The 21,093-nt window shown below is 65.7% G+C and carries 22 protein-coding genes; 15 read left to right on the top strand and 7 right to left on the bottom strand.

Going from position 1 to position 21,093, the window contains the following annotated elements; all coding sequences use genetic code 11:
* The 9 genes from AC1DXX_RS24255 (at window position 1) to AC1DXX_RS24215 (ending at window position 11,347) form a co-directional block, all read left to right on the top strand.
* A complete protein-coding gene (locus tag AC1DXX_RS24255; protein WP_478136763.1) occupies window positions 1-1,203 on the top strand; it encodes a YbfB/YjiJ family MFS transporter in 1,203 nt (400 codons plus the stop codon).
* Between the two features lie 187 nt (window positions 1,204-1,390).
* Window positions 1,391-2,038 carry a ribosome maturation factor RimP gene (gene rimP / locus AC1DXX_RS24250; RefSeq protein WP_478136762.1) on the top strand — a complete coding sequence of 216 codons (648 nt, stop codon included), beginning with the start codon at window positions 1,391-1,393 and terminating at the stop codon, window positions 2,036-2,038.
* A 16-nt stretch (window positions 2,039-2,054) separates the two neighbouring features.
* Complete coding sequence (gene nusA, locus AC1DXX_RS24245; protein ID WP_478136761.1) at window positions 2,055-3,539, top strand: transcription termination factor NusA; 1,485 nt, start codon at window positions 2,055-2,057, stop codon at window positions 3,537-3,539.
* A gap of 24 nt (window positions 3,540-3,563) precedes the next feature.
* Complete coding sequence (gene infB, locus AC1DXX_RS24240) at window positions 3,564-6,518, top strand: translation initiation factor IF-2 (protein ID WP_478136760.1); 2,955 nt, start codon at window positions 3,564-3,566, stop codon at window positions 6,516-6,518.
* Between the two features lie 21 nt (window positions 6,519-6,539).
* Window positions 6,540-7,220 carry a signal peptidase I gene (gene lepB, locus AC1DXX_RS24235; RefSeq protein ID WP_478136759.1) on the top strand — a complete coding sequence of 227 codons (681 nt, stop codon included), beginning with the start codon at window positions 6,540-6,542 and terminating at the stop codon, window positions 7,218-7,220.
* Window positions 7,221-7,235: 15 nt separating this feature from the next.
* The gene (rbfA, locus tag AC1DXX_RS24230; RefSeq protein ID WP_012747853.1) at window positions 7,236-7,607 is read left to right on the top strand and encodes a 30S ribosome-binding factor RbfA; all 372 of its coding nucleotides are present in this window, start codon (window positions 7,236-7,238) and stop codon (window positions 7,605-7,607) included.
* A gap of 2 nt (window positions 7,608-7,609) precedes the next feature.
* Window positions 7,610-8,578, top strand: coding sequence for a tRNA pseudouridine(55) synthase TruB (truB, locus tag AC1DXX_RS24225; RefSeq protein ID WP_478136758.1), 969 nt, complete (start codon window positions 7,610-7,612; stop codon window positions 8,576-8,578).
* On the top strand, window positions 8,575-10,413 hold the full coding sequence (gene typA, locus AC1DXX_RS24220) for a translational GTPase TypA (protein WP_478136757.1): 1,839 nt from the start codon (window positions 8,575-8,577) through the stop codon (window positions 10,411-10,413). Before truB ends, typA begins: the two co-directional genes overlap by 4 nt.
* A 13-nt stretch (window positions 10,414-10,426) precedes the next feature.
* Window positions 10,427-11,347, top strand: a complete 921-nt coding sequence (locus AC1DXX_RS24215) for a DMT family transporter (RefSeq protein ID WP_478136756.1) — start codon at window positions 10,427-10,429, stop codon at window positions 11,345-11,347.
* 12 nt (window positions 11,348-11,359) lie between these two features.
* Here AC1DXX_RS24215 and AC1DXX_RS24210 read toward each other — a convergent pair whose 3' ends face one another.
* The 6 genes from AC1DXX_RS24210 to smpB all read right to left on the bottom strand — a co-directional run bounded on the left by AC1DXX_RS24210 (window position 11,360) and on the right by smpB (window position 15,680).
* Window positions 11,360-12,799: a hypothetical protein gene (locus AC1DXX_RS24210; RefSeq protein ID WP_478136755.1), complete on the bottom strand. Its 1,440-nt coding sequence runs from the start codon at window positions 12,797-12,799 to the stop codon at window positions 11,360-11,362.
* An 85-nt stretch (window positions 12,800-12,884) separates the two neighbouring features.
* Window positions 12,885-13,280, bottom strand: a complete 396-nt coding sequence (locus AC1DXX_RS24205) for a COG4315 family predicted lipoprotein (protein WP_478136754.1) — start codon at window positions 13,278-13,280, stop codon at window positions 12,885-12,887.
* Between the two features lie 73 nt (window positions 13,281-13,353).
* Window positions 13,354-14,175, bottom strand: coding sequence for an anti-sigma factor family protein (locus AC1DXX_RS24200; RefSeq protein ID WP_478136753.1), 822 nt, complete (start codon window positions 14,173-14,175; stop codon window positions 13,354-13,356).
* 16 nt (window positions 14,176-14,191) lie between these two features.
* On the bottom strand, window positions 14,192-14,707 hold the full coding sequence (locus AC1DXX_RS24195; protein ID WP_478136752.1) for a sigma factor-like helix-turn-helix DNA-binding protein: 516 nt from the start codon (window positions 14,705-14,707) through the stop codon (window positions 14,192-14,194).
* Window positions 14,708-14,731: 24 nt separating this feature from the next.
* Window positions 14,732-15,112 carry a COG4315 family predicted lipoprotein gene (locus AC1DXX_RS24190; protein ID WP_478136751.1) on the bottom strand — a complete coding sequence of 127 codons (381 nt, stop codon included), beginning with the start codon at window positions 15,110-15,112 and terminating at the stop codon, window positions 14,732-14,734.
* A 91-nt stretch (window positions 15,113-15,203) separates the two neighbouring features.
* Window positions 15,204-15,680, bottom strand: coding sequence for an SsrA-binding protein SmpB (gene smpB / locus AC1DXX_RS24185; RefSeq protein WP_478136750.1), 477 nt, complete (start codon window positions 15,678-15,680; stop codon window positions 15,204-15,206).
* A 62-nt stretch (window positions 15,681-15,742) separates the two neighbouring features.
* On the opposite strand from smpB, the gene AC1DXX_RS24180 reads away from it, so the two are divergent.
* A complete protein-coding gene (locus AC1DXX_RS24180) occupies window positions 15,743-16,189 on the top strand; it encodes a type II toxin-antitoxin system RatA family toxin (protein ID WP_478136749.1) in 447 nt (148 codons plus the stop codon).
* Window positions 16,189-16,524, top strand: coding sequence for an RnfH family protein (locus AC1DXX_RS24175; RefSeq protein ID WP_478136748.1), 336 nt, complete (start codon window positions 16,189-16,191; stop codon window positions 16,522-16,524). Before AC1DXX_RS24180 ends, AC1DXX_RS24175 begins: the two co-directional genes overlap by 1 nt.
* Window positions 16,525-16,542: 18 nt before the next feature.
* Here the strand turns inward: AC1DXX_RS24175 and AC1DXX_RS24170 are convergent, their stop codons facing one another.
* Entirely contained in the window at window positions 16,543-17,076 is a 534-nt protein-coding gene (locus AC1DXX_RS24170) for a DUF4124 domain-containing protein (protein WP_478136747.1), read from the bottom strand.
* 129 nt (window positions 17,077-17,205) lie between these two features.
* On the opposite strand from AC1DXX_RS24170, the gene guaB reads away from it, so the two are divergent.
* From guaB to guaA, 4 genes are all read left to right on the top strand, one after another.
* Window positions 17,206-18,675: an IMP dehydrogenase gene (gene guaB, locus AC1DXX_RS24165; RefSeq protein WP_478136746.1), complete on the top strand. Its 1,470-nt coding sequence runs from the start codon at window positions 17,206-17,208 to the stop codon at window positions 18,673-18,675.
* Between the two features lie 77 nt (window positions 18,676-18,752).
* Window positions 18,753-19,001 carry a type II toxin-antitoxin system Phd/YefM family antitoxin gene (locus tag AC1DXX_RS24160; protein ID WP_478136745.1) on the top strand — a complete coding sequence of 83 codons (249 nt, stop codon included), beginning with the start codon at window positions 18,753-18,755 and terminating at the stop codon, window positions 18,999-19,001.
* An 11-nt stretch (window positions 19,002-19,012) separates the two neighbouring features.
* Window positions 19,013-19,432 carry a type II toxin-antitoxin system VapC family toxin gene (locus tag AC1DXX_RS24155; protein WP_478136773.1) on the top strand — a complete coding sequence of 140 codons (420 nt, stop codon included), beginning with the start codon at window positions 19,013-19,015 and terminating at the stop codon, window positions 19,430-19,432.
* Window positions 19,433-19,441: 9 nt separating this feature from the next.
* Window positions 19,442-21,058 (top strand): glutamine-hydrolyzing GMP synthase, encoded by a 1,617-nt coding sequence (gene guaA / locus AC1DXX_RS24150; protein ID WP_478136744.1) that lies wholly within the window; start codon window positions 19,442-19,444, stop codon window positions 21,056-21,058.
* Window positions 21,059-21,093: the final 35 nt, after the last annotated feature.

The following is a 21,093-nucleotide window of genomic DNA, read 5'->3' as shown; positions in this document are numbered from 1 at the left end:
ATGTCGGGAAACGGACAAGGCCGGCGGGGAGCCTGGCGCGCGGCGCTGGCCTGCATGGTCACGCTGGCGGTGGCGATGGGCCTCGGGCGCTTCGCCTTCACGCCCATGCTGCCCATCATGCTGCACGAGGGAAAACTGGAACTGGCCGCGGGCGGCGTGCTGGCGTCGCTCAATTACCTGGGCTATTTCCTTGGCGCCGTCAGCTGCGCCGCCATCGGAATCAAGGCGTCGAGCATGGTCCGGGGCGGGTTGGCCGCCACCGCGGCATTGCTGATCGGCATGGGCCTGCTTCACAGCTTCACGGGCTGGGGCATCCTGCGCGCCGCCGCTGGCGTGATGAGCGCCTGGGTCTTCGTGTTCGCATCGGGCTGGGGCCTGCGGCGGTTGGCAGAAACGAACGCGCCGACATTGGCTGGCGTGATCTACACCGGGCCGGGTATCGGTATCGCAATGACCGGGCTGCTCGGCGGCGCCCTGGGGCGCTGGGGTTCGGAAGTGGGGTGGATCGGCCTGGGCCTGCTGGCGGTGGTGCTCATCGCAGTCATCTGGCGGGTGTTCGACGACGGTGAAGTGGCACACGGCAGCGGTGGCGCCTCGGGGGCGCCTGCTTCGGCCGGCGGTGTGGCGGCTTCCGGGGCAGCGCGCAGCGACGCGATCTGGCTGGTCGCGCTCTACGGGCTGGCGGGCTTCGGATACATCATTACCGCCACATTCCTGCCTGTGATTGCACGCCAGGCGCTGCCGGGTTCGTCATGGCCCGATTTCTTCTGGCCGCTGTTCGGCGCAGCCATCATTCCTGGCGCGCTGATCGGCGCCCGCGCGCCCACCCATTGGGACAACCGGTTGCTGCTCGCGGCGGCCTATGCACTGCAGGCGCTCGGCGTGGTGCTGTCGGTGGCGTGGCCCACCATCGCCGGCTTTGCCTTGGGCAGCCTGTTGCTCGGCATGCCATTCACCGCCATCACGCTTTTTGCGATGCGGGAAGCGCGCCGGCTGCGCGGCAATGCCGCAGCCGGGCTGATCGGCTATGCCACGGCGTCTTATGGGGTGGGGCAGATCATCGGCCCGCTGTTTGCCGCGCCGCTGGCCCAGCGCACGGGCTCTTTCGAGCAGCCGCTGCTGGTTGCGGCGGCGGCATTGGCGCTCGGCGCGGTGCTATTTGCAGTGGTCTGGTCGAAATCTCGCCGTCTGGCGCCCGTTTGAGCAGCAATGCCCCTTCATTTATCACACGAATAGCATATAATTCGAGGCTCACGACCAAACGGGCGGGTACCAACCGCCCGTTTTTTTTGGTCTATGCATTCTTGATCATTCGTGGCATTCGGCATCTGCGGCGGGCAGGTTGCATTGAATTCGGCGGATTCAGTATTTAAAAGGCATCTTCGAACACGTGGCATTGCAGCAAATAGTGGAACAAACCGTGGCCGGCCTCGGCTACGACCTGGTCGAGATCGAGCGCTCGGCCGGGGGATTGCTGCGCGTGACGATTGATTTGCCCTGGACGGCCCCCACCTCTGAAGCTGTGGCTGCCGGTGTGCCCGAGCCCTTCGTGACGGTCGAAGACTGCGAGAAGGTGACTCGGCAACTGCAGTTCGCGCTGGAGGTCGATGGTGTCGATTACAAGCGGCTCGAGGTGTCCTCGCCGGGTATCGACAGGCCGTTGCGCAACGAGCAGGATTTCGAACGTTTTGTGGGCGAGGTGATCGACATCACGCTCAAGGCGCCCATGGGCGCGGCGGCGGCGGGCCAGGTGTCTGCCACCCGCAAGAAATTTCGCGGCACGCTGGAGCGTGCCGAAAAGGCAGAGGGGGCTGACGCAGCCCCGGGCTGGCAAATCGTCTGGAGCGATGCGCCCGAGCCCAAGCCGGGTCAAAAAGTGAGCAAGAAGCGCGCGCCTGCACCGTTGCGGGCGCTGGGCTTCGTGCTGGACGAGCTGCGCGATGCGCGGCTCGCGCCAATTGTGGATTTCAAGGGCCGCAAGGCCAAAACCCAACAGGGTTTTTCGGATATTGACGACGAAACGAATGTTTCGGACTGACCAGAGGAGTGGTGGCATGAATCGCGAAATGTTGATGTTGGTGGATGCGATCTCGCGCGAGAAGAACGTCGAACGTGACGTCGTCTTCGGCGCGGTCGAATCCGCACTGGCGCAAGCCACCAAGAAGCTCCATCAGGGCGACGTGGACATTCGCGTCGCGGTCGATCGCGACAGCGGCGACTACGAAACCTTTCGCCGCTGGCACGTCGTTCCCGATGAGGCCGGCCTGCAGCTGCCCGACCAGGAAATCCTCCTGTTCGAAGCCAAGGAAGAAATGTCCGACATCGAAGTCGGCGAGTACATCGAGGAAGCGGTGGATTCGGTGCCGATCGGCCGCATCGGCGCCATGGCCGCCAAGCAGGTCATCCTGCAGAAGATCCGCGACGCAGAGCGCGAGATGCTGCTCAACGACTTCATGTCGCGCGGCGACAAGATCTTCGTGGGCACCGTCAAGCGCCTGGACAAGGGCGACATCATCGTGGAGGCCGGGCGCGTCGAAGGCCGCCTGCGCCGCAGCGAGATGATCGCCAAGGAAAACCTGCGCAACGGCGACCGCGTGCGGGCCATGATCATGGAGGTCGACCTGACGCTGCGCGGCGCGCCGATCATCCTGTCGCGCTCGGCCCCCGAGTTCATGATCGAGCTGTTCCGCCAGGAAGTGCCCGAAATCGAGCAAGGCCTGCTCGAAATCAAGAGCTGCGCCCGTGACCCGGGTTCGCGCGCCAAGATCGCCGTGCTCTCGCACGACAAGCGTGTCGATCCGATCGGCACCTGCGTCGGCGTGCGCGGCACCCGCGTCAACGCCGTGACGAACGAACTCGCCGGCGAGCGTGTCGACATCGTGCTGTGGAGCGAAGACCCGGCGCAGTTCGTGATCGGTGCCCTGGCCCCGGCCAACGTGTCGTCGATCGTGGTGGACGAAGAAAAGCACGCCATGGACGTGGTGGTCGACGAGGAAAACCTCGCGATCGCCATCGGCCGCGGCGGCCAGAACGTGCGCCTCGCTTCCGACCTCACTGGTTGGAAGATCAACATCATGGACGCCAACGAGTCGGCCCAGAAGCAGGCGACCGAAACGGATGCCAGCCGCAAGCTCTTCATGGAAAAGCTCGATGTCGACGAGGAAATCGCCGACATCCTGATCTCCGAAGGCTTCAACAGCCTCGAGGAAGTGGCCTATGTGCCGATCTCCGAAATGCTGGAGATCGAAGCTTTCGACGAAGACACCATCAATGAGCTGCGCTCGCGTGCCAAGGATGCGCTGCTGACCATGGAAATCGCCAAGGAAGAGGGCGTCGAGACCGTCTCGCAGAATCTGCGCGACCTCGAAGGCTTGGACCCCGAGCTGATTCCCAAGCTGATCGAGGCGGGTGTGAACACCCGCGACGACCTCGCCGACCTCGCGGTCGATGAACTCACCGAGATCACCGGCCAAAGCGCCGATGACGCCAAAGCCCTCATCTTGAAAGCCCGCGAACATTGGTTCGCCGGCCAAGAGTGATGGTCATGGAGGCACGAAACCAATATGTCCAGTACCACTGTCGCCGAGTTCGCGAACGAGCTCAAGAAGACTCCCGAAACCTTGCTTGACCAGCTCAAGAGCGCAGGCGTGCCCAAAGCGGCCGCCACCGATGCGCTCACCGAGGCTGACAAGCAGCGCCTGCTCGGCCACCTCAAAGCCAGCCATGGCACCGTCGAGCCCGAGCGCAAGAAGATCACGCTGACCAAGAAGTCGACCAGCGAGATCAAGCAGGCCGACGCCACCGGCCGCGCCCGCACCATCCAGGTCGAGGTGCGCAAGAAGCGCACCTTCATCCAGCGCGATGAAGGCCACCCGGCCACGCCCGAGACGCAGCAGGTGGCTGAAGCGCCGGCTGCCGCACCCGCGGCCCCCCGCATCGACGAAGCCGAGCTGGCCCGCCGCGAAGAAGAGGCGCGCCGCCAGGCCGAGCTGATCCGCCGCCAGGAAGAAGAGCTGGCCGAGAAGCGCCGCCTGCGTGAAGAAGCCGAAGCCCGTGAACGCGAGCAGGCCGAAAAGGCCGAGCGCGCCGAACAGGCAGAGCAGGAAGCCGCACGCATCGCCGCCGAGAAGAAGGCCGCTGCTGCAGCCGTTGCAACGCCCGCGAAGGAAGCCGCCAAGCCGGTCGAGGCGCCTGCCGCAGTCGCTGCTGCAGCCGCCGCCGAACAGCAGGCCGCCGACACCAAGCTGGCCGCCCAGACCGCCGCCACGCAAGCCAAGGAAGACGCCAAGGCCAAGGCCGCCGCCGAATCGAAGGCCCGTGCCGACGAGGAAGCCGCCCGCGCCAAGGACCTGGACGAGCGTCGCCGCAAGGCACTCGCCGAGGCCGAAGCCATTCGCGCCATGATGAACGCACCGGCCCGCGTGCTGGTGCCGCACAAGGCGCCCGAGAAGCCGCAGCCCGAAAAGGCCGCGGTCAAGGGCACGCTGCACAAGCCGACCGCGCCCGCAGCGCGCGCCGGCGCGCCGGCCGCACCGGGTGCTGCTGCAGCCCCTGGCGCCGCCGGTGCCGGCAAGGAAGTCAAGTCGGCCAAGCTCTCGTCGAGCTGGGCAGGCGACCCTGCCAAGAAGAAGGAAATCAAGACCCGCGGCGATGCCAGCGGCGGTGTCGGTCGCGGCAACTGGCGCGGTGGCCCGCGTGGCCGTCGCGGCAACGACCGCGGCGGTCATGAAGAGCACGCACCGGCCGCACCGGTCGAGGCGCGCATTCTCGAAGTGCACGTGCCCGAAACCATCACGGTGGCCGAGCTCGCGCACAAGATGGCCGTCAAGGCCGGCGAAGTCATCAAGCAATTGATGAAGCTGGGCCAGATGGCGACCATCAACCAGTCGCTCGACCAAGATACAGCCATGATCCTGGTGGAGGAAATGGGTCACAACGCGGTGGTTGCCGCGCTGGACGATCCGGAAGCCTTCACCGACGAGGACGTGTCGGCGCAAACCGCCGAAGCCCTGCCGCGCGCACCTGTCGTGACCGTCATGGGTCACGTCGACCACGGCAAGACCTCGCTGCTCGACTACATCCGCCGCGCCAAGGTCGCAGCGGGCGAAGCCGGCGGCATCACGCAGCACATCGGTGCCTACCATGTGGAAACCGGACGCGGCATGGTGTCGTTCCTCGACACCCCGGGTCACGAGGCCTTCACGGCCATGCGTGCCCGCGGTGCGCAGGCCACCGACATCGTGATCCTGGTGGTGGCGGCCGACGACGGCGTCATGCCCCAGACCAAGGAAGCCATCAAGCACGCGAAGGCTGCGGGTGTGCCGATCGTGGTTGCAATCAACAAGGTGGACAAGCCCGACGCCAACCTGGACCGCGTGAAGCAGGAACTGGTGGCCGAAGAGGTCGTGCCCGAAGAGTACGGCGGCGACGTGCCGTTCGTGCCGGTGTCCGCCAAGACGGGCCAGGGCATCGACGACCTGCTCGAGCAAGTGCTGCTGCAGGCCGAAGTGCTGGAACTCAAGGCGCCGGTGGATGCCGCCGCCAAGGGTCTGGTCATCGAAGCGCAGCTCGACAAGGGCCGCGGCCCGGTCGCAACCGTGCTGGTTCAGTCCGGCACGCTCAAGACCGGCGACGTGGTGCTGGCCGGTTCCACCTATGGCCGCGTGCGCGCCATGCTGGACGAAGACGGCAAGTCCATCAAGACCGCGGGTCCGTCGATCCCGGTCGAGATCCAGGGCCTGACCGAAGTGCCGCAAGCGGGCGACGAGTTCATGGTGATGGCCGACGAGCGCCGTGCGCGCGAAATCGCCACCTACCGTGCCGGCAAGTTCCGCAACACGAAGCTGGCGAAGGCCCAGGCCGCGAACCTGCAGAACATGTTCACCGACCTCTCGGCCGGTGAAGTGCAGACGCTGCGGATCATCATCAAGGCCGACGTGCAGGGCTCGCAGGAAGCGCTGGCCCAGTCGCTGCTCAAGCTGGCGACCGAAGAGGTCAAGGTGCAGATCGTGTACGCCGGCGTCGGCGGCATCAGCGAAAGCGACATCAACCTCGCCATCGCCTCGAAGGCGGTCGTGATCGGCTTCAACGTGCGTGCCGATGCCGGTGCGCGCAAGCTGGCCGAGAACAACGGCGTGCAGCTGAACTACTACAGCATCATTTACGACGCTGTGGACGAGATCAAGGTTGCGATGTCGGGCATGCTGGCACCGGAGCGCCGCGAGGAAATCATCGGCTCGGCCGAAATCCGCACGGTGTTCGTGGCCTCGAAGATCGGCACGGTGGCAGGTTCGTACGTCACCTCGGGCTCGGTCAACCGCAGTGCGCATTTCCGCCTGCTGCGCGACAACGTGGTGATCTACACCGGCGAAGTCGACTCGATCAAGCGCATGAAGGACGATGTCCGCGAAGTCCGCGAAGGTTTTGAGTGCGGTATCAAGCTCAAGAACTACAACGACATCAAGGAAGGCGATCAGCTTGAGTTCTTCGAAATCAAGGAGATCGCTCGTACGCTGTAAGGCGCACGAGAGGCATCGATCATGTCGCGACTCACGCAACTATGGCGCCAGCAGAAGGGCCTCGTGCTCTTCATCGGCCTCATGCTCGTGTTCCGTTCGGCTGCGGCCGACTGGAACTACGTGCCGTCGTCCTCGATGAATCCCACGCTGTGGGCCGGGGATCGGGTTGTGGTCAACAAGCTGGCTTACAGCCTCCGGGTTCCGTTCACGCTGCACCAGGTGGTGCGCTGGAGCGAGCCCGCGCGCGGCGATGTCGTCACCTTCGATTCCCCGGCCGACGGGGTGAACCTGATCAAGCGGGTGGTTGCGCGTGGTGGCGACACGGTGTCGATGTGGGACAACGTTCTCATCATCAATGGCACGCCGGTGAAACGCACGCTGGTCGAGGAGTCCCGGCCCGTGCCCACTGAAATGGGCGTGCTGGACGAAGAGATCTGGCGCGAGCATCGCGCGAGCTCCGACATCGAGGTCGCACGGCTGCCAGCCTTCAATCACTCCAGGAGCTTTGCACCGGTGACGGTGCCCAAGGGCTTCGTCATGGTGATGGGCGACAACCGGGACAACAGCAACGACTCGCGCTTCATCGGTTTCATCGACGAAAACCGCATCACCGGAAAAGCCGAACGCGTCGTCATGTCGCACGACCCTTCCGCTCTTTATTTGCCGCGCAGCGATCGCTGGTGGTTGCCACTGCATCTCTGACAAGCGATATCCACTGTGCCCAAAAGAAAAGCCGCCGCCCCCAACCGCGCCTTCAAGGTCGCCGACCAGATCCAGCGGGATCTGACGGAGTTGATCGCGCGCGAGTTGAAGGACCCGCGCGTGGGCATGGTCACGATCCAGGCGGTCGAAGTCACGCCCGACTATGCGCACGCGAAGATCTACTTCAGCATGCTCACAGGCGACGTGACCGAGACCACCGAAGCACTGAACCAGGCCGCCGGATTCCTCCGCAACGGCCTGTTCAAGCGCCTCCATATCCACACCGTGCCGACGCTGCACTTCCTGTTCGACCGCACCACCGAGCGTGCGGCCGACATGAATGCGCTCATCGCGCAGGCCGTCGCTTCGCGTTCGAAAGACGACTAGCGATGAATGCGCCACGCACAAGGGTGCAGCGGCGCCCTGTGCACGGGGTGTTGTTGCTCGACAAACCGCTGGGACTCTCCAGCAACCAGGCCTTGCAGAAGGCCAAGTGGTTGCTGCGCGCCGAAAAGGCGGGCCATACCGGCACGCTCGATCCGCTGGCCACCGGCGTGCTGCCGCTGTGCTTCGGCGCGGCCACCAAGTTCAGCCAGCTGCACCTCGATGCAGACAAGACCTACGAAGCCACGGCCCGGCTCGGCATCAAGACCGCGACCGGTGACGCCGAGGGCGAGGTGATTGCCGAGCGTCCGGTGCACGTCACCGCCGAAGACCTGGCGCGCGTCGAAGCCCTGTTCACCGGCCCGATCCGCCAGGTGCCGCCGATGCACAGCGCGCTCAAGAAGGACGGCAAGGCGCTGTACGAATACGCGCGTGAAGGCATCGAGATCGAGCGGGCGCCACGCGATGTGGTCATTCATGCATTGAAGGTCACGCAGGCCGCCTCCGAATCGGCAAGCAATGCGATAAAAATAGTGGCTTCCGTGAGCAAGGGAACCTACATCCGCACGCTGGGCGAAGACATCGGCGAGGCGCTGGGCTGCGGTGCCCACCTCACGTCGCTGCGCCGCACGGCCACCGGTGGTTTCGGCGTGGTGCAGTGCATCACGCTCGAGGCGCTCGAAGCCATGGGCGAGGAAGAGCGGTTGGCGCAGTTGTTGCCTGCCGAATCCCTGGTCGAGGGCCACACGGTCGTCACGCTGGGCGCGGAAGATGCTGCACGTTTCCTCTCGGGCCTGCGCCGCCGCGGCGAATGGGCCGATGCCGCCGAGGTCGCCGTGTTCGGCAGCGAACCGCACGCTTTTCTCGGCACGGCCCATGTCACGGCCAACGAACTGATCCCGGGGCGCTTGCTGAACCCCATCGAAATTCAGCAAATTCTTTTGAACGCACAACAGACAGAAGCGACACCATGAGTACCAAGCAAATCCGCAATATCGCCATCATTGCCCACGTGGACCATGGCAAGACCACCATGGTCGACCAGCTGCTGCGCCAGTCCGGCACCTTCGCCGAGCACGAGAAGGTCGTCGATACGGTGATGGACAACAACGCCATTGAAAAGGAACGTGGCATCACGATCCTGGCCAAGAACTGCGCCGTGACCTGGGAAGGCACGCACATCAACATCGTCGACACCCCCGGCCACGCGGACTTCGGCGGCGAAGTGGAACGTGCGCTCTCCATGGTGGACGGCGTGGTGCTGCTGATCGATGCACAGGAAGGCCCGATGCCGCAGACGCGCTTCGTGACCAAGAAGGCGCTGGCCCTCGGCCTCAAGCCCATCCTGGTCGTGAACAAGGTCGACAAGCCGGGCGCGAACCCCGACAAGGTGGTCAATGCCGCCTTCGACCTGTTCGACAAGCTCGGCGCGACCGACGAACAGCTCGATTTCCCCGTGGTCTACGCCTCGGGCATCAACGGCTGGTCGTCGCTGGAAGAGGGTGCTCCCGGCGAGCAGTGGGGCCCAGACATGTCGGCCCTCTTCAACACCATCCTGAAGCACGTGCCGGCGCAGAAGGGCGATCCTGACGCGCCGCTGCAACTGCAGATTTCCGCGCTCGACTTCTCGACCTTCGTCGGCCGTATCGGCGTGGGCCGCATCAGCCAGGGCACCCTGAAGCCGATGATGGACGTGGTGGTGATGGAAGGTCCAGACGGCAAGGCCGTCAAGGGCCGCGTCAACCAGGTGCTGACCTTCCAGGGCCTGGACCGCGTGCAGACCACCGAAGCCGGCCCGGGCGAAATCGTGCTGATCAACGGCATTACCGACATCGGCATCGGCGTCACCGTGACCGACCCCGCCAATCCGGCGCCGCTGCCCATGCTCAAGGTCGACGAGCCGACCCTGACCATGAACTTCTGCGTCAACACCAGCCCGCTGGCCGGCCGCGAAGGCAAGTTCGTCACCAGCCGCCAGATCTGGGACCGCCTGCAGAAGGAACTGCAGCACAACGTCGCGCTGCGCGTGAACGAGACCGACGAAGAAGGCATCTTCGAAGTCATGGGCCGCGGCGAACTGCACCTGACCATCCTGCTGGAAAACATGCGCCGCGAAGGCTATGAAATGGCCGTGTCGAAGCCGCGCGTGGTGTTCCGCACCGTCAACGGCGAGAAGCACGAGCCGATCGAACTGGTCACGGCCGACATCGAAGACCAGCACCAGGGCGGCGTGATGCAGGCGCTGGGCGAGCGCAAGGGCGAACTGGTCAACATGGAACCGGACGGCCGTGGCCGCGTGCGCCTCGAGTACCGCATTCCGGCGCGTGGGCTGATCGGCTTCACCAACGAATTCCTGAACCTGACGCGCGGCTCGGGCCTCATCAGCAACATCTTCGACAGCTACGAACCGCACAAGGGCGACATCGGCAGCCGCAAGAACGGCGTGCTGATCTCGATGGACGACGGTGAAATCTTCACCTACGCCCTGGGCAAGCTGGACGACCGCGGCCGCATGTTCGTGCGCGCCAACGACCCAGTGTACGAAGGCATGATCGTCGGCATCCACAGCCGCGACAACGACCTCGTGGTGAACGCCACGCGCACCAAGCAGCTGACCAACTTCCGCGTTTCGGGCAAGGAAGATGCGATCAAGATCACGCCGCCGATCGAACTCACGCTCGAATACGGCGTGGAATTCATCGAGGACGACGAACTGGTCGAAATCACGCCCAAGAGCGTGCGCCTGCGCAAGCGCTACCTGAAAGAGCACGAGCGCAAGCGCGCCGGCCGCGAAACGCAGTCCGCCTGACCCCGAGGGGTCCATGCGCCTGACGCACGGCGGGGCTGTGTGGCTGATGGTCGTCGTGACCCTGATGTGGGGCACGGCGGGCGTGGTCACACGGCATCTCATGCAGGCGCACAGTTTCGAGATCACCTTCTGGCGCAGCCTCTTCACGATGCTGGCGCTGCTGGTGATCTTGCCGCTTTGGCGGGGGCGCGCCGTGTTTTCGCAACTGCGCAGCGGCGGGTGCGCGCTCTGGATCTCGGGCGTCTGCTGGGCCGTGATGTTCACGGCTTTCATGGTGGCGCTCACGCTGACCTCGACGGCCAGCGTGCTGGTCACGATGTCGCTCGGGCCGCTGCTCACCGCGCTGGCCGCGCGCCTCTTCATCGGCCACCGCCTGCCCGCACGCACCTGGCTCGCCATCGTCGTGGCCGGGCTTGGCATCGGCTGGATGTACGGCACGCAGCTGATGCAGGGTGGGGCGGGCGGATCGCTGCTCGGCACGCTGGTCGCGCTGTGCGTGCCGCTGGCCGGCGCCACCAACTGGACCGTCGTTCAGCACGCGCATGCCAAGGGGCATGACATCGATCTGGTGCCCGCGGTGCTGATCGGCGCCGTGCTCACCGCCTTGTTCACGTTGCCCTTTGCCTGGCCGTTTCGGGCGAATGCGCACGATCTCGGCCTGCTGGCTTTCCTGGGCGTGTTCCAGCTGGCCATTCCCTGCGTGCTGTCGGTGCTGTGCGCGCAAGTGCTGAAGGCGCCCGAAGTCGCGTTGCTGGCCTTGCTCGAAGTGATCTTCGGCATCGCGCTGGCCTGGATCGGCGCCGGCGAGGAGCCTGCTGCCAGTGTGTTGACCGGTGGAGCGCTGGTCATCGGCGCGTTGGTGTTCAACGAACTGCTGGCGCTGCACGGGCGCCGCATCACGATGGCCGACAACGCGCTGCCGGGCGCGCACTAGAGCGCGCAAGAATTATTCGGGCTCCGCGGCGTCCGTCACGCCCATGCTGGTCAGGCGGGCTTCCGTCACGGCCCGGGTGAAGCGCTTTGCGAAGTCGTCGCTCATGCGCCAGTTGCCGCCGTCCTGAATGAAAGTGAAGTCGCCACTCAGCGGCAGCGACTGCACGTGGCCGACGGCGGCCAGCAGGCGGTCGTTGTATTCGACGACCAGCGGACAGACCTGGCTCACGCCGTCTTGATGCGCGCGGCAGGGGCCGGCGGGCTCGAAGTCGGCGATCTCGCGCTCGCGACCGGGGTCGGTGGTCACGAGGCCGGTGCCGGAACGCTGGCGCGCGCGCTGGCGTTCGAGCTGGCGCTCCAGCATCGCCGCGGCAGGCGAGCTCGACCGCAAGGCGGTCACTCCGTCACGGAAGGCCTTCTCCGCTGCCATGCGCCCGATGGGCTCGGCGTTGTAGAGCGGCCTGCCTTTCGCATCGAGATGCCCGAAGCGGGCCTCCACGATGACCGGATCGGCGCCGCGCACCATCATCTTGTCGTCGTTGGTGGAGGCCGGGCCGATCGTGTACGCGATCGGCTTGATGTCGTCCCCACGGGTCATCGTGGCCATGCATCCGCGGATGCGCTCGTCCTCGCGGTAGCCGACTTCGCGCAGGCCGCTCAAGGTCGGGATGCCGACCTCGCGCAGGCCCTGGGTGCGCCAGTCGATCGACACGCGGAGCATCAGGCCCTGCAGCGTCTTGCGCGTGGTGTCGGCATTGCAGGCCGGCACGCCTTGTGGCGCGAAAAGGTACCAGCCCAGTCCGCCTACGATCGCCAGCGTGACCAGCCCGGCCTTCCAGGCACCCCTGCGACGTCTGCTTTGCGCATCGGCCTGCCACGCGCTCACCGCCTGCTCGCTGGCGCCAATCTGTTCCTGCGCCTCGGCGACGATGCGCGCCCGGTCCGCCGCCATGGCAAAGGCCGGCTCGGCTGCGATCTGGGCGCGGGTGGCCTCGAACAATTCTTTCTCGAGCGGGCCGTCGATCACCATCCAGGCCAGCGTGGCGGCCGGTGCGGCGGGCACGCTGCCGACAAGCGGTGTTTCCTGGAGGGCCATGTCGCGTGTCTCGGCGTCGATGAGGCCGTCGTTGAAGAGCGCGTTCACTGCTTCGTGCGTGATGCCGCGGTCGCCGAGCTCCACGAATTCATCGGCATCGCAGGCGACGTATGCCGCATCGTCGGCGGTGGCGACGGGCGGCGAGGCCTCCTCGAGTCGTTCGACGGCAGCGTCGACTTCTTCTTCGATGATGAGGCCCTTCACGCGCATCCAGGCCAGAGCGTGCGCAGGGCCGGGAATCGGCGGGAGCGTAGCGGTCTCGGGATGTGCGAGTACGGCGTCGTGCTGCGCGTCGGTGATCAGGCCGTAGGAAAGAAGGGCGAGGAACGCATCCGGACTCGCGACTGCAGAATTCATGCGGCGATTCTGCCGTGGCGGACGCACCAACAAAAAAAGGCCCCGGCGTGTGCCGGAGCCTTCACGATCGGACGATCGCGGAGGATCAGGGGCGAGCGACCTTCCAGGCGCCGTTCAGCACACCGTCACCGGTCTTGTCGCCGGCCTTGACGTCCTTCGACCAGTAGTACAGCGGCCAGCCCTTGTAGGCCCATTGGCGCTTGCCGTCTTCGCGAATGATGATGGTGTAGCCGCCGATGGGCTTGGCTGTTTCGGCAACGGGCAGCGGTGGCCAGTTGGTGGCGCACTGGGCATTGCAGGCGGAGGTGCCGGCGCTGGCCGTATCGCGGGCGAAGGTGTAGAGCGTCATGCCGTTCGGTCCGACCAGCACGCCGTCGGCGGTCCGGGTGGGAGTGTCGGGTGCGCTGGCGGTCTTGTTGGACATGCCACCGCAGCCGGCGAGCAAGGCCGCCGCGAGGATCGAGGCGCTGAGCAATTTCATGCAGTTTCTCCTTCAGTTGAAAAATCGCGAAAACAAGCCAGGTGGTTGCGCGATCCGGCAGTTTATGCCGGGCTCAGGTCAAATCGCGGTAGGCGAGCGTCGCGAGTTTCAGCAAAACATCACGCGGTAGCTTGCCAGCAACGGCATAGCCGAAACCCTGGTCGATCCAATAGAAGCTGGGCACCGGCCCTTCGGACGCGAAGCGGAACGCCGTTTCGCGCGATGCGGCTGTTCCCGCGGCCCGGGCGTCAAGGGTGCCGATGTAGAGCGTCACGCGCTCGCCGGCAGCGTCCTCGAACATGAACTGGGCGCGTGCACCGGTTTCGCCGGGCAGCAGGCGGCCGCCGACGAGCGTGTAGCCCATCGTTGTCAGGTCAGGCACCTTGAGCGGCCTGTCGAGGCGTTTGGACAGCCACTGGACGAGGTGCTGCTGCTCGGCGGCCGCCACCTCGACGGGGTGTCTTTTCTCGGGCGCGTAGACGGCGTGCGCGATGGATGCATCGCGAACGAACTCGCGCATTGCCGGCGCCCTGGCCAACTGGGCCGGTGCGGTGCGTTGTACCGACCATTGGGCATTGCCGAGCCAGCCGGCAGCAAAGGCGACGAGCACGCCGGCCGCCATGCCACCCCAGCGCATCCAGCTGCTGCGCCGTGCCTGCCGGGGCAGGTTGCGTTCGAGCGCGCTCGTCAGGGACGCGGGAACGGGGTCGTCCAGCAGCTCGCCGTGCAGCCGGCGCAAGGCGTCGCGCTGGGTGTGCCAGGCCGCAACCTGCGCTGTAATGGCAGGATCGCGCGCCAACGCCTCTTCGACGGCGAGCCGGCGATCGGGCGCCAGCTGTCCATCGACCAGTGCATGCAGTTCGTCGTCGGTAGGGGGCGGGGCGGGGCGGTTCATGGTGCGGCAGCGGGATTCATTTGAGGCGGCGCAGGCCGGGACGGTTCGGCGCGGCGGCGCCATCCAACAGCTCCTGCAGCCGCACGCGGGCGCGCGAGAGGCGCGACATCACGGTGCCCGCGGGAATGTCGAGCACCTTGGCCACCTCGGCATAGGAGAGGTCTTCGAGCGTTACCAGCAGCAGCACGGCCCGCTGTTCCTCGGGCAACTGCATCAGGCAGCGCTGCAGGTCGAGACCGGTGCCGGGGTCGCGGCCCGGGTCGACGCCGCCGTGCAGTTCGTGCGCCACATCGTCCAGCGGCACGACGCTGTTCGGCGGTGGCGTGCGCCGCACCTGGCTCGCGAAGATGTTGTGCATGACCGTGAACAGCCATGCGCGCAGGTCGCTGCCCACCACCCAGAGCCGCCATTTGCTGCAGGCCCGCTCGAGGGTGTCCTGCACCAGGTCGTCGGCCGCCCACGCATTGCCCGTGAGTGCGCGCGCATAGCGGCGCAGGCTGGGGATGTGATCGACCAGCGGGCGAGCGTCCATGGGTGGGCTGGCGGCGCGTTCGGGTCAGGGCTTGGCGGTTTTCCAGGCGCCGCCGACGCCGTCGCCGGTCTTGTCGCCGGGCTTCGCGTCCTTGGACCAGTAGTAGAGCGGCCAGCCCTTGGCGGCCCACTGCTTCTTGCCGTCGTCGCGCGTGACGATGGTGAAGTCGCCTGCGGCCTTGTCGCCGTCGGCGGCCATGAAGGGCGGCCAGTTGGTGGCGCAGCCGCCGTTGCAGACCGACTTGCCGTTGCCGGCCGTGTCCTTGTCGAAGGTGTAGAGCGTCATGCCGTTCGGGCCGACCAGCGCGCCGTCGGCGGGCTTGGGTTGCGCGAACGAAGGAAGCGCGAGAAGGCTGCCCAGCAGCACCGCGGCGATGCCGACGGAGGAAACGCGAAAAGGCGACATGGAAAGACTCCTGGTTGGTGGCATCGACGATCCGATGACACCGCACAAACGCCTGCAGCGCGTCTTTTATTCCATGTCGCGCAAAAAAGAACTAGCGGCTGCGGCTCTTCATCGCGCGCTCGACCTCGCGCTTGCCTTCGCGGTCCTTGATGGTGTCGCGCTTGTCGTGCTCGGCCTTGCCCTTGGCCAGCGCGATCTCGCATTTGACCTTGCCGGCCTTCCAATGCAGGTTGAGCGGTACCAGCGTGTAGCCCTTCTGCTCGACCTTGCCGACCAGCCGGCGGATTTCTTCCTTGTGCAGCAGCAGCTTCTTGGTGCGGATCGAATCGGGGTTGACGTGGGTCGAAGCGCTCTTGAGCGGGTTGATCTGCAAGCCCACGACGAACAGTTCGCCGTCGCGGATCACCACGTAGCCGTCGGTGAGCTGCACCTTGCCTTCGCGCAGCGATTTGACTTCCCAGCCTTCGAGCACCATGCCGGCCTCGAAGCGTTCTTCGAAGAAATAGTTGTACGCGGCCTTCTTGTTGTCGGCAATGCGGGAGGAGGTATCTTGTTTCTTTGTGGCCATGGCTCGGGAAGTTGGGGACGCATGGCTTCAATACAATCCGTCGCGCACGCTGCGCCGATTCTATGAAAACAGTCAACAAGTCCGTCCTCATCTGGTACAGCGCCGAAGAGATGTATGCGCTCGTCACCGATGTGGCGAAGTATCCGCAGTTCCTTCCCTGGTGCGACAAGGCCCGGATCCTCGAGGAGGACGAGGCCGGCATGACCGCCGAAGTCGGCCTGGCCTTCGGTGGCTTTCACCAGAGTTTCACCACCCGCAACAGCCACGTTCCGGGGCGCGAGGTGCATTTGAAGCTGGTCGACGGGCCGTTCTCCAACCTCGACGGCATCTGGAAGTTCGTGCCGGTCGGGGAGCACGGCGAGCGCGCCTGCCGCGTCGAACTGCACATGAGCTACGGCTTCAGCAACTTTGCCTTGCAGGCACTCGTGGGACCGGTGTTCGACACCGTGGCATCCAGCCTGGTCGAAGCCTTCGTCAAGCGCGCCGAGCAGGTCTACGGCGGTTCCTGATGATCGAGGTCACGCTGAGCTGCTCGCCGGCGGCACGCGAGGTGTTCGAGCAGGTCCTGCGGCTCGAACCCGATGCCACCGTGAGCGATGCGGTGCAGGCCAGCCAGCTGCAGCAACGTTTTCCGGCGCTGGACTGGCGGCATGCCATGACGCCGGGCATCTGGGGCAGGGCGGTCGAATGGGAGCAGGCCTTGAAGGACGGCGATCGCGTCGAGCTGTGCCGCCCCTTGACGGTGGATCCGAAGGTGGCGCGCCGCGAGCGCTTTCAGCGCCAGGGCGCGCGGGGTACCGGCCTGTTCGCAAACCGCCGCAAGGGCGGCAAGGCCGGCTACTGACGCTGCCCGGCCCGCTTCTTACTTGCAGTCGCTGCTGATGACGGACTGCAGGCGTTTCTGCTCGGCGGCGCGGGCCGCATCGTCCATGATCTCGCGCTCGCCCTGGGCATTGACCTTCGCGATGCGGATGCCGCTGTCGACCGTGGCCTTGCCCTGGCGGGCGAGGGCGCAGTTGTCGGCCTTGGCCTTGGCGATCTTTGCCTCTTCGGCGGCCCGCTTGGCCTTTTCTTCAGCCTCGGCCTTCTTGGTCTTTTCCTCGAGTTCCTTGTCGACGCCGCTGGGCTTGGGCGTGCCGGCGCCTTCGCGCGCCTTGGGCGCTGCAGCCTCGGTGGTTTCGGGCGCCGGGGTTTCCAGCGACGGGACAACGCCGGTGGCCGTCCGCGGCGGCGGCGAGCCCGAACGACGCAGGATGTTCTTCTCGGGAACGTCGGGCGGCGGCGCCTGGTCGCTGAAGACCTTCTTGCCGTTCTTGTCGATCCATTGCCATTGCGCGCTCGCCGAGAGCGGCAGCGCAACGACACATCCCATCAGCAGCCAGTGCACGAATTTCATCCCCGAAGTTTAGCCGCGCCTTACTTCTTGCAACATCCGTAGTGGGGTGCTTTTGCAACGGTCCGAAAAAACCCGCGCCGGCGAACTGCCCTGGGCCCTCGTTACAATCCGTCTTTTGGAGCTTCACCCATGCGCCTTCTCGGCAAAGCGCTCACCTTCGACGATGTGTTGTTGGTGCCAGCGTTCTCCCAGGTCCTGCCCAAGGACACCTCCCTCGCCACCAAACTCTCCCGCAACATCACGCTGAACCTGCCGCTCGTCTCGGCGGCCATGGACACCGTGACTGAAGCCCGCCTCGCGATTGCCATCGCGCAAGAGGGCGGTATCGGGATCGTGCACAAGAACCTCACCGCGCAACAGCAGGCCGCCGAAGTGGCCCGCGTGAAGCGCTATGAATCGGGCGTGCTGCGCGACCCGGTGGTGATCACGCCGACGCACTCGGTGCGCCAGGTGATGGCACTGTCGGACCAGCTCGGTATCTCGGGCTTCCCGGTGGTCGATGCCGGCAAGGTGGTCGGCATCGTGACCGGGCGTGACCTGCGCTTCGAAAACCGCTACGACGTGCCCGTCAGCGAAATCATGACGCAGCGCGACAAGCTCATCACCGTGCCTGACGGCACCACGCTGGCCGAAGCCAAGGCGCTGCTGAACAAGCACAAGCTCGAGCGTCTGCTGGTCATCAACAGCGACTGGGAGCTCAAGGGCCTGATCACCGTCAAGGACATCACCAAGCAAACCAGCTTCCCCAACGCCGCACGCGACGCCAGCGGCCGCCTGCGCGTGGGCGCCGCGGTGGGCGTAGGTGACGGCACCGAGGAACGCGTCGAAGCGCTGGTGAAGGCCGGCGTCGACGCCATCGTGGTCGACACCGCGCACGGCCACAGCGCCGGCGTGATCGAGCGTGTGCGCTGGGTCAAGAAGAACTATCCGCAGGTCGACGTCATCGGCGGCAACATCGCCACCGGCGACGCTGCGCGTGCATTGGCCGACGTCGGCGCCGACGCGGTCAAGGTCGGCATCGGCCCGGGCTCCATCTGCACCACCCGCATCGTGGCGGGCGTGGGCGTGCCGCAGATCATGGCGGTCGACAGTGTCGCCACCGCGCTCCAGGGCACCGGCATCCCGCTGATCTCCGACGGCGGCGTGCGCTACTCGGGCGACATCGCCAAGGCCATTGCGGCCGGCGCCAGCACCGTGATGATGGGCAGCATGTTTGCCGGCACCGAAGAGGCGCCCGGCGAGATCGTGCTGTACCAGGGCCGCAGCTACAAGAGCTACCGTGGCATGGGTTCCATTGGCGCGATGCAGCAGGGCAGCGCCGACCGGTACTTCCAGGAATCGACCACCGGCAACCCCAACACCGACAAGCTGGTTCCCGAAGGCATCGAAGGCCGCGTGCCCTACAAGGGCTCGATCGTCTCCATCGTCTACCAGATGGCCGGCGGCGTGCGCGCCAGCATGGGCTACTGCGGCTGCGCCACCATCGAAGACATGAAGAACAAGGCCGAGTTCGTCGAGATCACCACGGCCGGCATCCGCGAGAGCCACGTGCACGACGTGCAGATCACGAAGGAAGCCCCGAACTACCGAGCTGAGTAGGCCCAATCTGGCCAGACCTTGAAAGTCGGGCCAGATTGGCATTAAAATTTGGGCTAGATTCAATTTTTCTGGCCCAAATGCAATCCATCGGCATCGCCGAAGCCAAGAACAACTTCTCGGCCCTGATCGACCTGGTCGAAAAGGGCGAAGAGGTTCGCATCACCCGCCACGGCAAGGAAGTCGTGCGCATGCTGCCGGTGCGGCGCAAGCCCGTCATCACCGACGAGCAGATCGAGCGCGAGCTGGGGCAGATCGACGCGCTCCACGCCACCATCAAGCCGGGTCTCTCCCTGCGCGCATTGCTCGACGAAGGGCGTCAATCGTGACAGCCTTCGTCATGGACGCCTCCGTCACCGCCGCCTGGCTGCTGCCCGACCTGGCCAGCGAACACACCCGCAAGCTCTACGCCGCCATCCGCCGCGACGAGGTCGAGCCACAGGCGCCCAATGCCTGGCAATGGGAGTGCGCCAACATCCTCGCCAACGGCGTGCGCAGCGGCCGCATTCCTGCCTCGGCCGTCGAAGGGCTGTGGAGCGTGCTCGACGCCATCCGCCACCGTGTCGAACTGCATGAACTCGCGCCTGCGCAGCACAAGGCCGTGCTCGCGGTGGCCATCGACGCTGGCGTGTCGCTCTACGACGCGGGCTATCTCTGGCTCGCACGCTCGCTCAATCTCCCGCTCGCCACTTTCGACGAGCAACTCATCCAGGCCGCGCCGCAAGCGGGCGTCAGGCTGTTCGACATTTCAACGCTCTGAGTCTTCTCCATGCAACACGACAAGATCCTCATCCTCGACTTCGGCTCGCAAGTCACGCAGCTGATCGCACGCCGCGTGCGTGAAGCGCACGTGCTCAGCGAAGTGCACCCCTGCGACGTCACCGACGAATGGGTGCGCGAATACGCCGCCGACGGCCACCTCAAGGGCGTGATCCTTTCGGGCAGCCACGCCAGCGTCTATGAAGAGACCACCGACAAGGCCCCGCAGGCCGTGTTCGACCTCGGCGTGCCGGTGCTCGGCATCTGCTACGGCATGCAGACCATGGCGCACCAGCTCGGCGGCAAGGTCGAAGGCGGCCACAAGCGCGAGTTCGGCTTCGCGGCCGTGCGCGCCCATGGCCACACCGCGCTGCTGAAGGACATTGCCGACTTCACCACGCCCGAAGGCCACGGCATGCTCAACGTGTGGATGAGCCACGGCGACAAGGTCACCGAGCTGCCGCCGGGCTTCAAGCTCATGGCGTCGACCGACAGCTGCCCGATCGCCGGCATGGCCGACGAGGCGCGCCGCTACTACGCGCTGCAGTTCCACCCCGAAGTGACGCACACGGTGCAGGGCAAGGCGATCATCGAGCGCTTCGTGCTCGGCATCTGCGAAGCGAAGCCCGACTGGGTGATGCGCGACCACATTGCCGAGGCCGTGCAGAAGATCCGCGAGCAGGTGGGCGATGAAGAAGTCATCCTCGGCCTCTCGGGCGGCGTCGATTCGAGCGTGGCCGCCGCGCTGATCCATCGCGCCATCGGCGACCAGCTGACCTGCGTGTTCGTCGACCACGGCCTGCTGCGCCTGAACGAAGGCGACATGGTCATGGAGATGTTCGAAGGCAAGCTGCACGCGAAGGTGATCCGCGTCGATGCGAGCGACCTGTTCCTCGGCAAGCTCGCCGGCGTGAGCGACCCCGAAGCCAAGCGCAAGATCATCGGCGGCGAGTTCGTCACCGTGTTCAAGCAGGAAGCGGCCAAGCTCAAGGCCGGTGACGGAGGCCACAAGGGCGCGACCTTCCTCGCGCAGGGCACCATCTACCCCGACGTTATCGAGTCGGGCGGCGCCAAGAGCAAGAAGGCCGTCACCATCAAGAGCCACCACAACGTCGGCGGCCTGCCCGAACAGCTCGGCCTCAAGCTGCTCGAACCGCTGCGCGACCTGTTCAAGGACGAAGTACGTGAACTCGGCGTGGCGCTCGGCCTGCCGCCCGAGATGGTGTATCGCCATCCGTTCCCCGGCCCGGGCCTGGGCGTGCGCATCCTCGGCGAAGTGAAGAAGGAATACGCCGACCTGCTGCGCCGCGCCGATGCGATCTTCATCGAGGAACTGCGCAACTTCAAGGACGAGACCGGCAAGACCTGGTACGACCTCACGAGCCAGGCCTTTACCGTGTTCCTGCCTGTGAAGAGCGTGGGCGTGATGGGCGATGGCCGCACCTACGACTACGTGGTCGCGCTGCGCGCCGTGCAGACCAGCGACTTCATGACGGCCGACTGGGCCGAGCTGCCGTACGCGCTGCTCAAGAAGGTGTCGGGCCGCATCATCAATGAAGTGCGCGGCATCAACCGCGTGACCTACGACGTGAGCAGCAAGCCGCCGGCGACGATCGAGTGGGAGTGAGGGCGCCATGCAGTTGCCTGCGATAGTTCCCCGCG

This window comes from Variovorax sp. P4_B10 (assembly GCF_056402375.1).
Note: the sequence above shows the minus strand (reverse complement) of the source record. Positions and strands in the feature narration are given on the sequence as shown.

What these genes read in the sequence shown, in the direction of transcription:
- AC1DXX_RS24255 (WP_478136763.1), top strand. Translation starts at nt 1, where the DNA reads ATGTCGGGAAACGGACAAGGCCGGCGGGGAGCCTGGCGCGCGGCGCTG.
- nusA (WP_478136761.1), top strand. Translation starts at nt 2,055, where the DNA reads ATGAATCGCGAAATGTTGATGTTGGTGGATGCGATCTCGCGCGAGAAG.
- infB (WP_478136760.1), top strand. Translation starts at nt 3,564, where the DNA reads ATGTCCAGTACCACTGTCGCCGAGTTCGCGAACGAGCTCAAGAAGACT.
- lepB (WP_478136759.1), top strand. Translation starts at nt 6,540, where the DNA reads ATGTCGCGACTCACGCAACTATGGCGCCAGCAGAAGGGCCTCGTGCTC.
- truB (WP_478136758.1), top strand. Translation starts at nt 7,610, where the DNA reads ATGAATGCGCCACGCACAAGGGTGCAGCGGCGCCCTGTGCACGGGGTG.
- typA (WP_478136757.1), top strand. Translation starts at nt 8,575, where the DNA reads ATGAGTACCAAGCAAATCCGCAATATCGCCATCATTGCCCACGTGGAC.
- AC1DXX_RS24215 (WP_478136756.1), top strand. Translation starts at nt 10,427, where the DNA reads ATGCGCCTGACGCACGGCGGGGCTGTGTGGCTGATGGTCGTCGTGACC.
- AC1DXX_RS24210 (WP_478136755.1), bottom strand. Translation starts at nt 12,799, where the DNA reads ATGAATTCTGCAGTCGCGAGTCCGGATGCGTTCCTCGCCCTTCTTTCC.
- AC1DXX_RS24205 (WP_478136754.1), bottom strand. Translation starts at nt 13,280, where the DNA reads ATGAAATTGCTCAGCGCCTCGATCCTCGCGGCGGCCTTGCTCGCCGGC.
- AC1DXX_RS24200 (WP_478136753.1), bottom strand. Translation starts at nt 14,175, where the DNA reads ATGAACCGCCCCGCCCCGCCCCCTACCGACGACGAACTGCATGCACTG.
- AC1DXX_RS24195 (WP_478136752.1), bottom strand. Translation starts at nt 14,707, where the DNA reads ATGGACGCTCGCCCGCTGGTCGATCACATCCCCAGCCTGCGCCGCTAT.
- AC1DXX_RS24190 (WP_478136751.1), bottom strand. Translation starts at nt 15,112, where the DNA reads ATGTCGCCTTTTCGCGTTTCCTCCGTCGGCATCGCCGCGGTGCTGCTG.
- smpB (WP_478136750.1), bottom strand. Translation starts at nt 15,680, where the DNA reads ATGGCCACAAAGAAACAAGATACCTCCTCCCGCATTGCCGACAACAAG.
- AC1DXX_RS24180 (WP_478136749.1), top strand. Translation starts at nt 15,743, where the DNA reads ATGAAAACAGTCAACAAGTCCGTCCTCATCTGGTACAGCGCCGAAGAG.
- AC1DXX_RS24175 (WP_478136748.1), top strand. Translation starts at nt 16,189, where the DNA reads ATGATCGAGGTCACGCTGAGCTGCTCGCCGGCGGCACGCGAGGTGTTC.
- AC1DXX_RS24170 (WP_478136747.1), bottom strand. Translation starts at nt 17,076, where the DNA reads ATGAAATTCGTGCACTGGCTGCTGATGGGATGTGTCGTTGCGCTGCCG.
- guaB (WP_478136746.1), top strand. Translation starts at nt 17,206, where the DNA reads ATGCGCCTTCTCGGCAAAGCGCTCACCTTCGACGATGTGTTGTTGGTG.
- AC1DXX_RS24160 (WP_478136745.1), top strand. Translation starts at nt 18,753, where the DNA reads ATGCAATCCATCGGCATCGCCGAAGCCAAGAACAACTTCTCGGCCCTG.
- AC1DXX_RS24155 (WP_478136773.1), top strand. Translation starts at nt 19,013, where the DNA reads ATGGACGCCTCCGTCACCGCCGCCTGGCTGCTGCCCGACCTGGCCAGC.
- guaA (WP_478136744.1), top strand. Translation starts at nt 19,442, where the DNA reads ATGCAACACGACAAGATCCTCATCCTCGACTTCGGCTCGCAAGTCACG.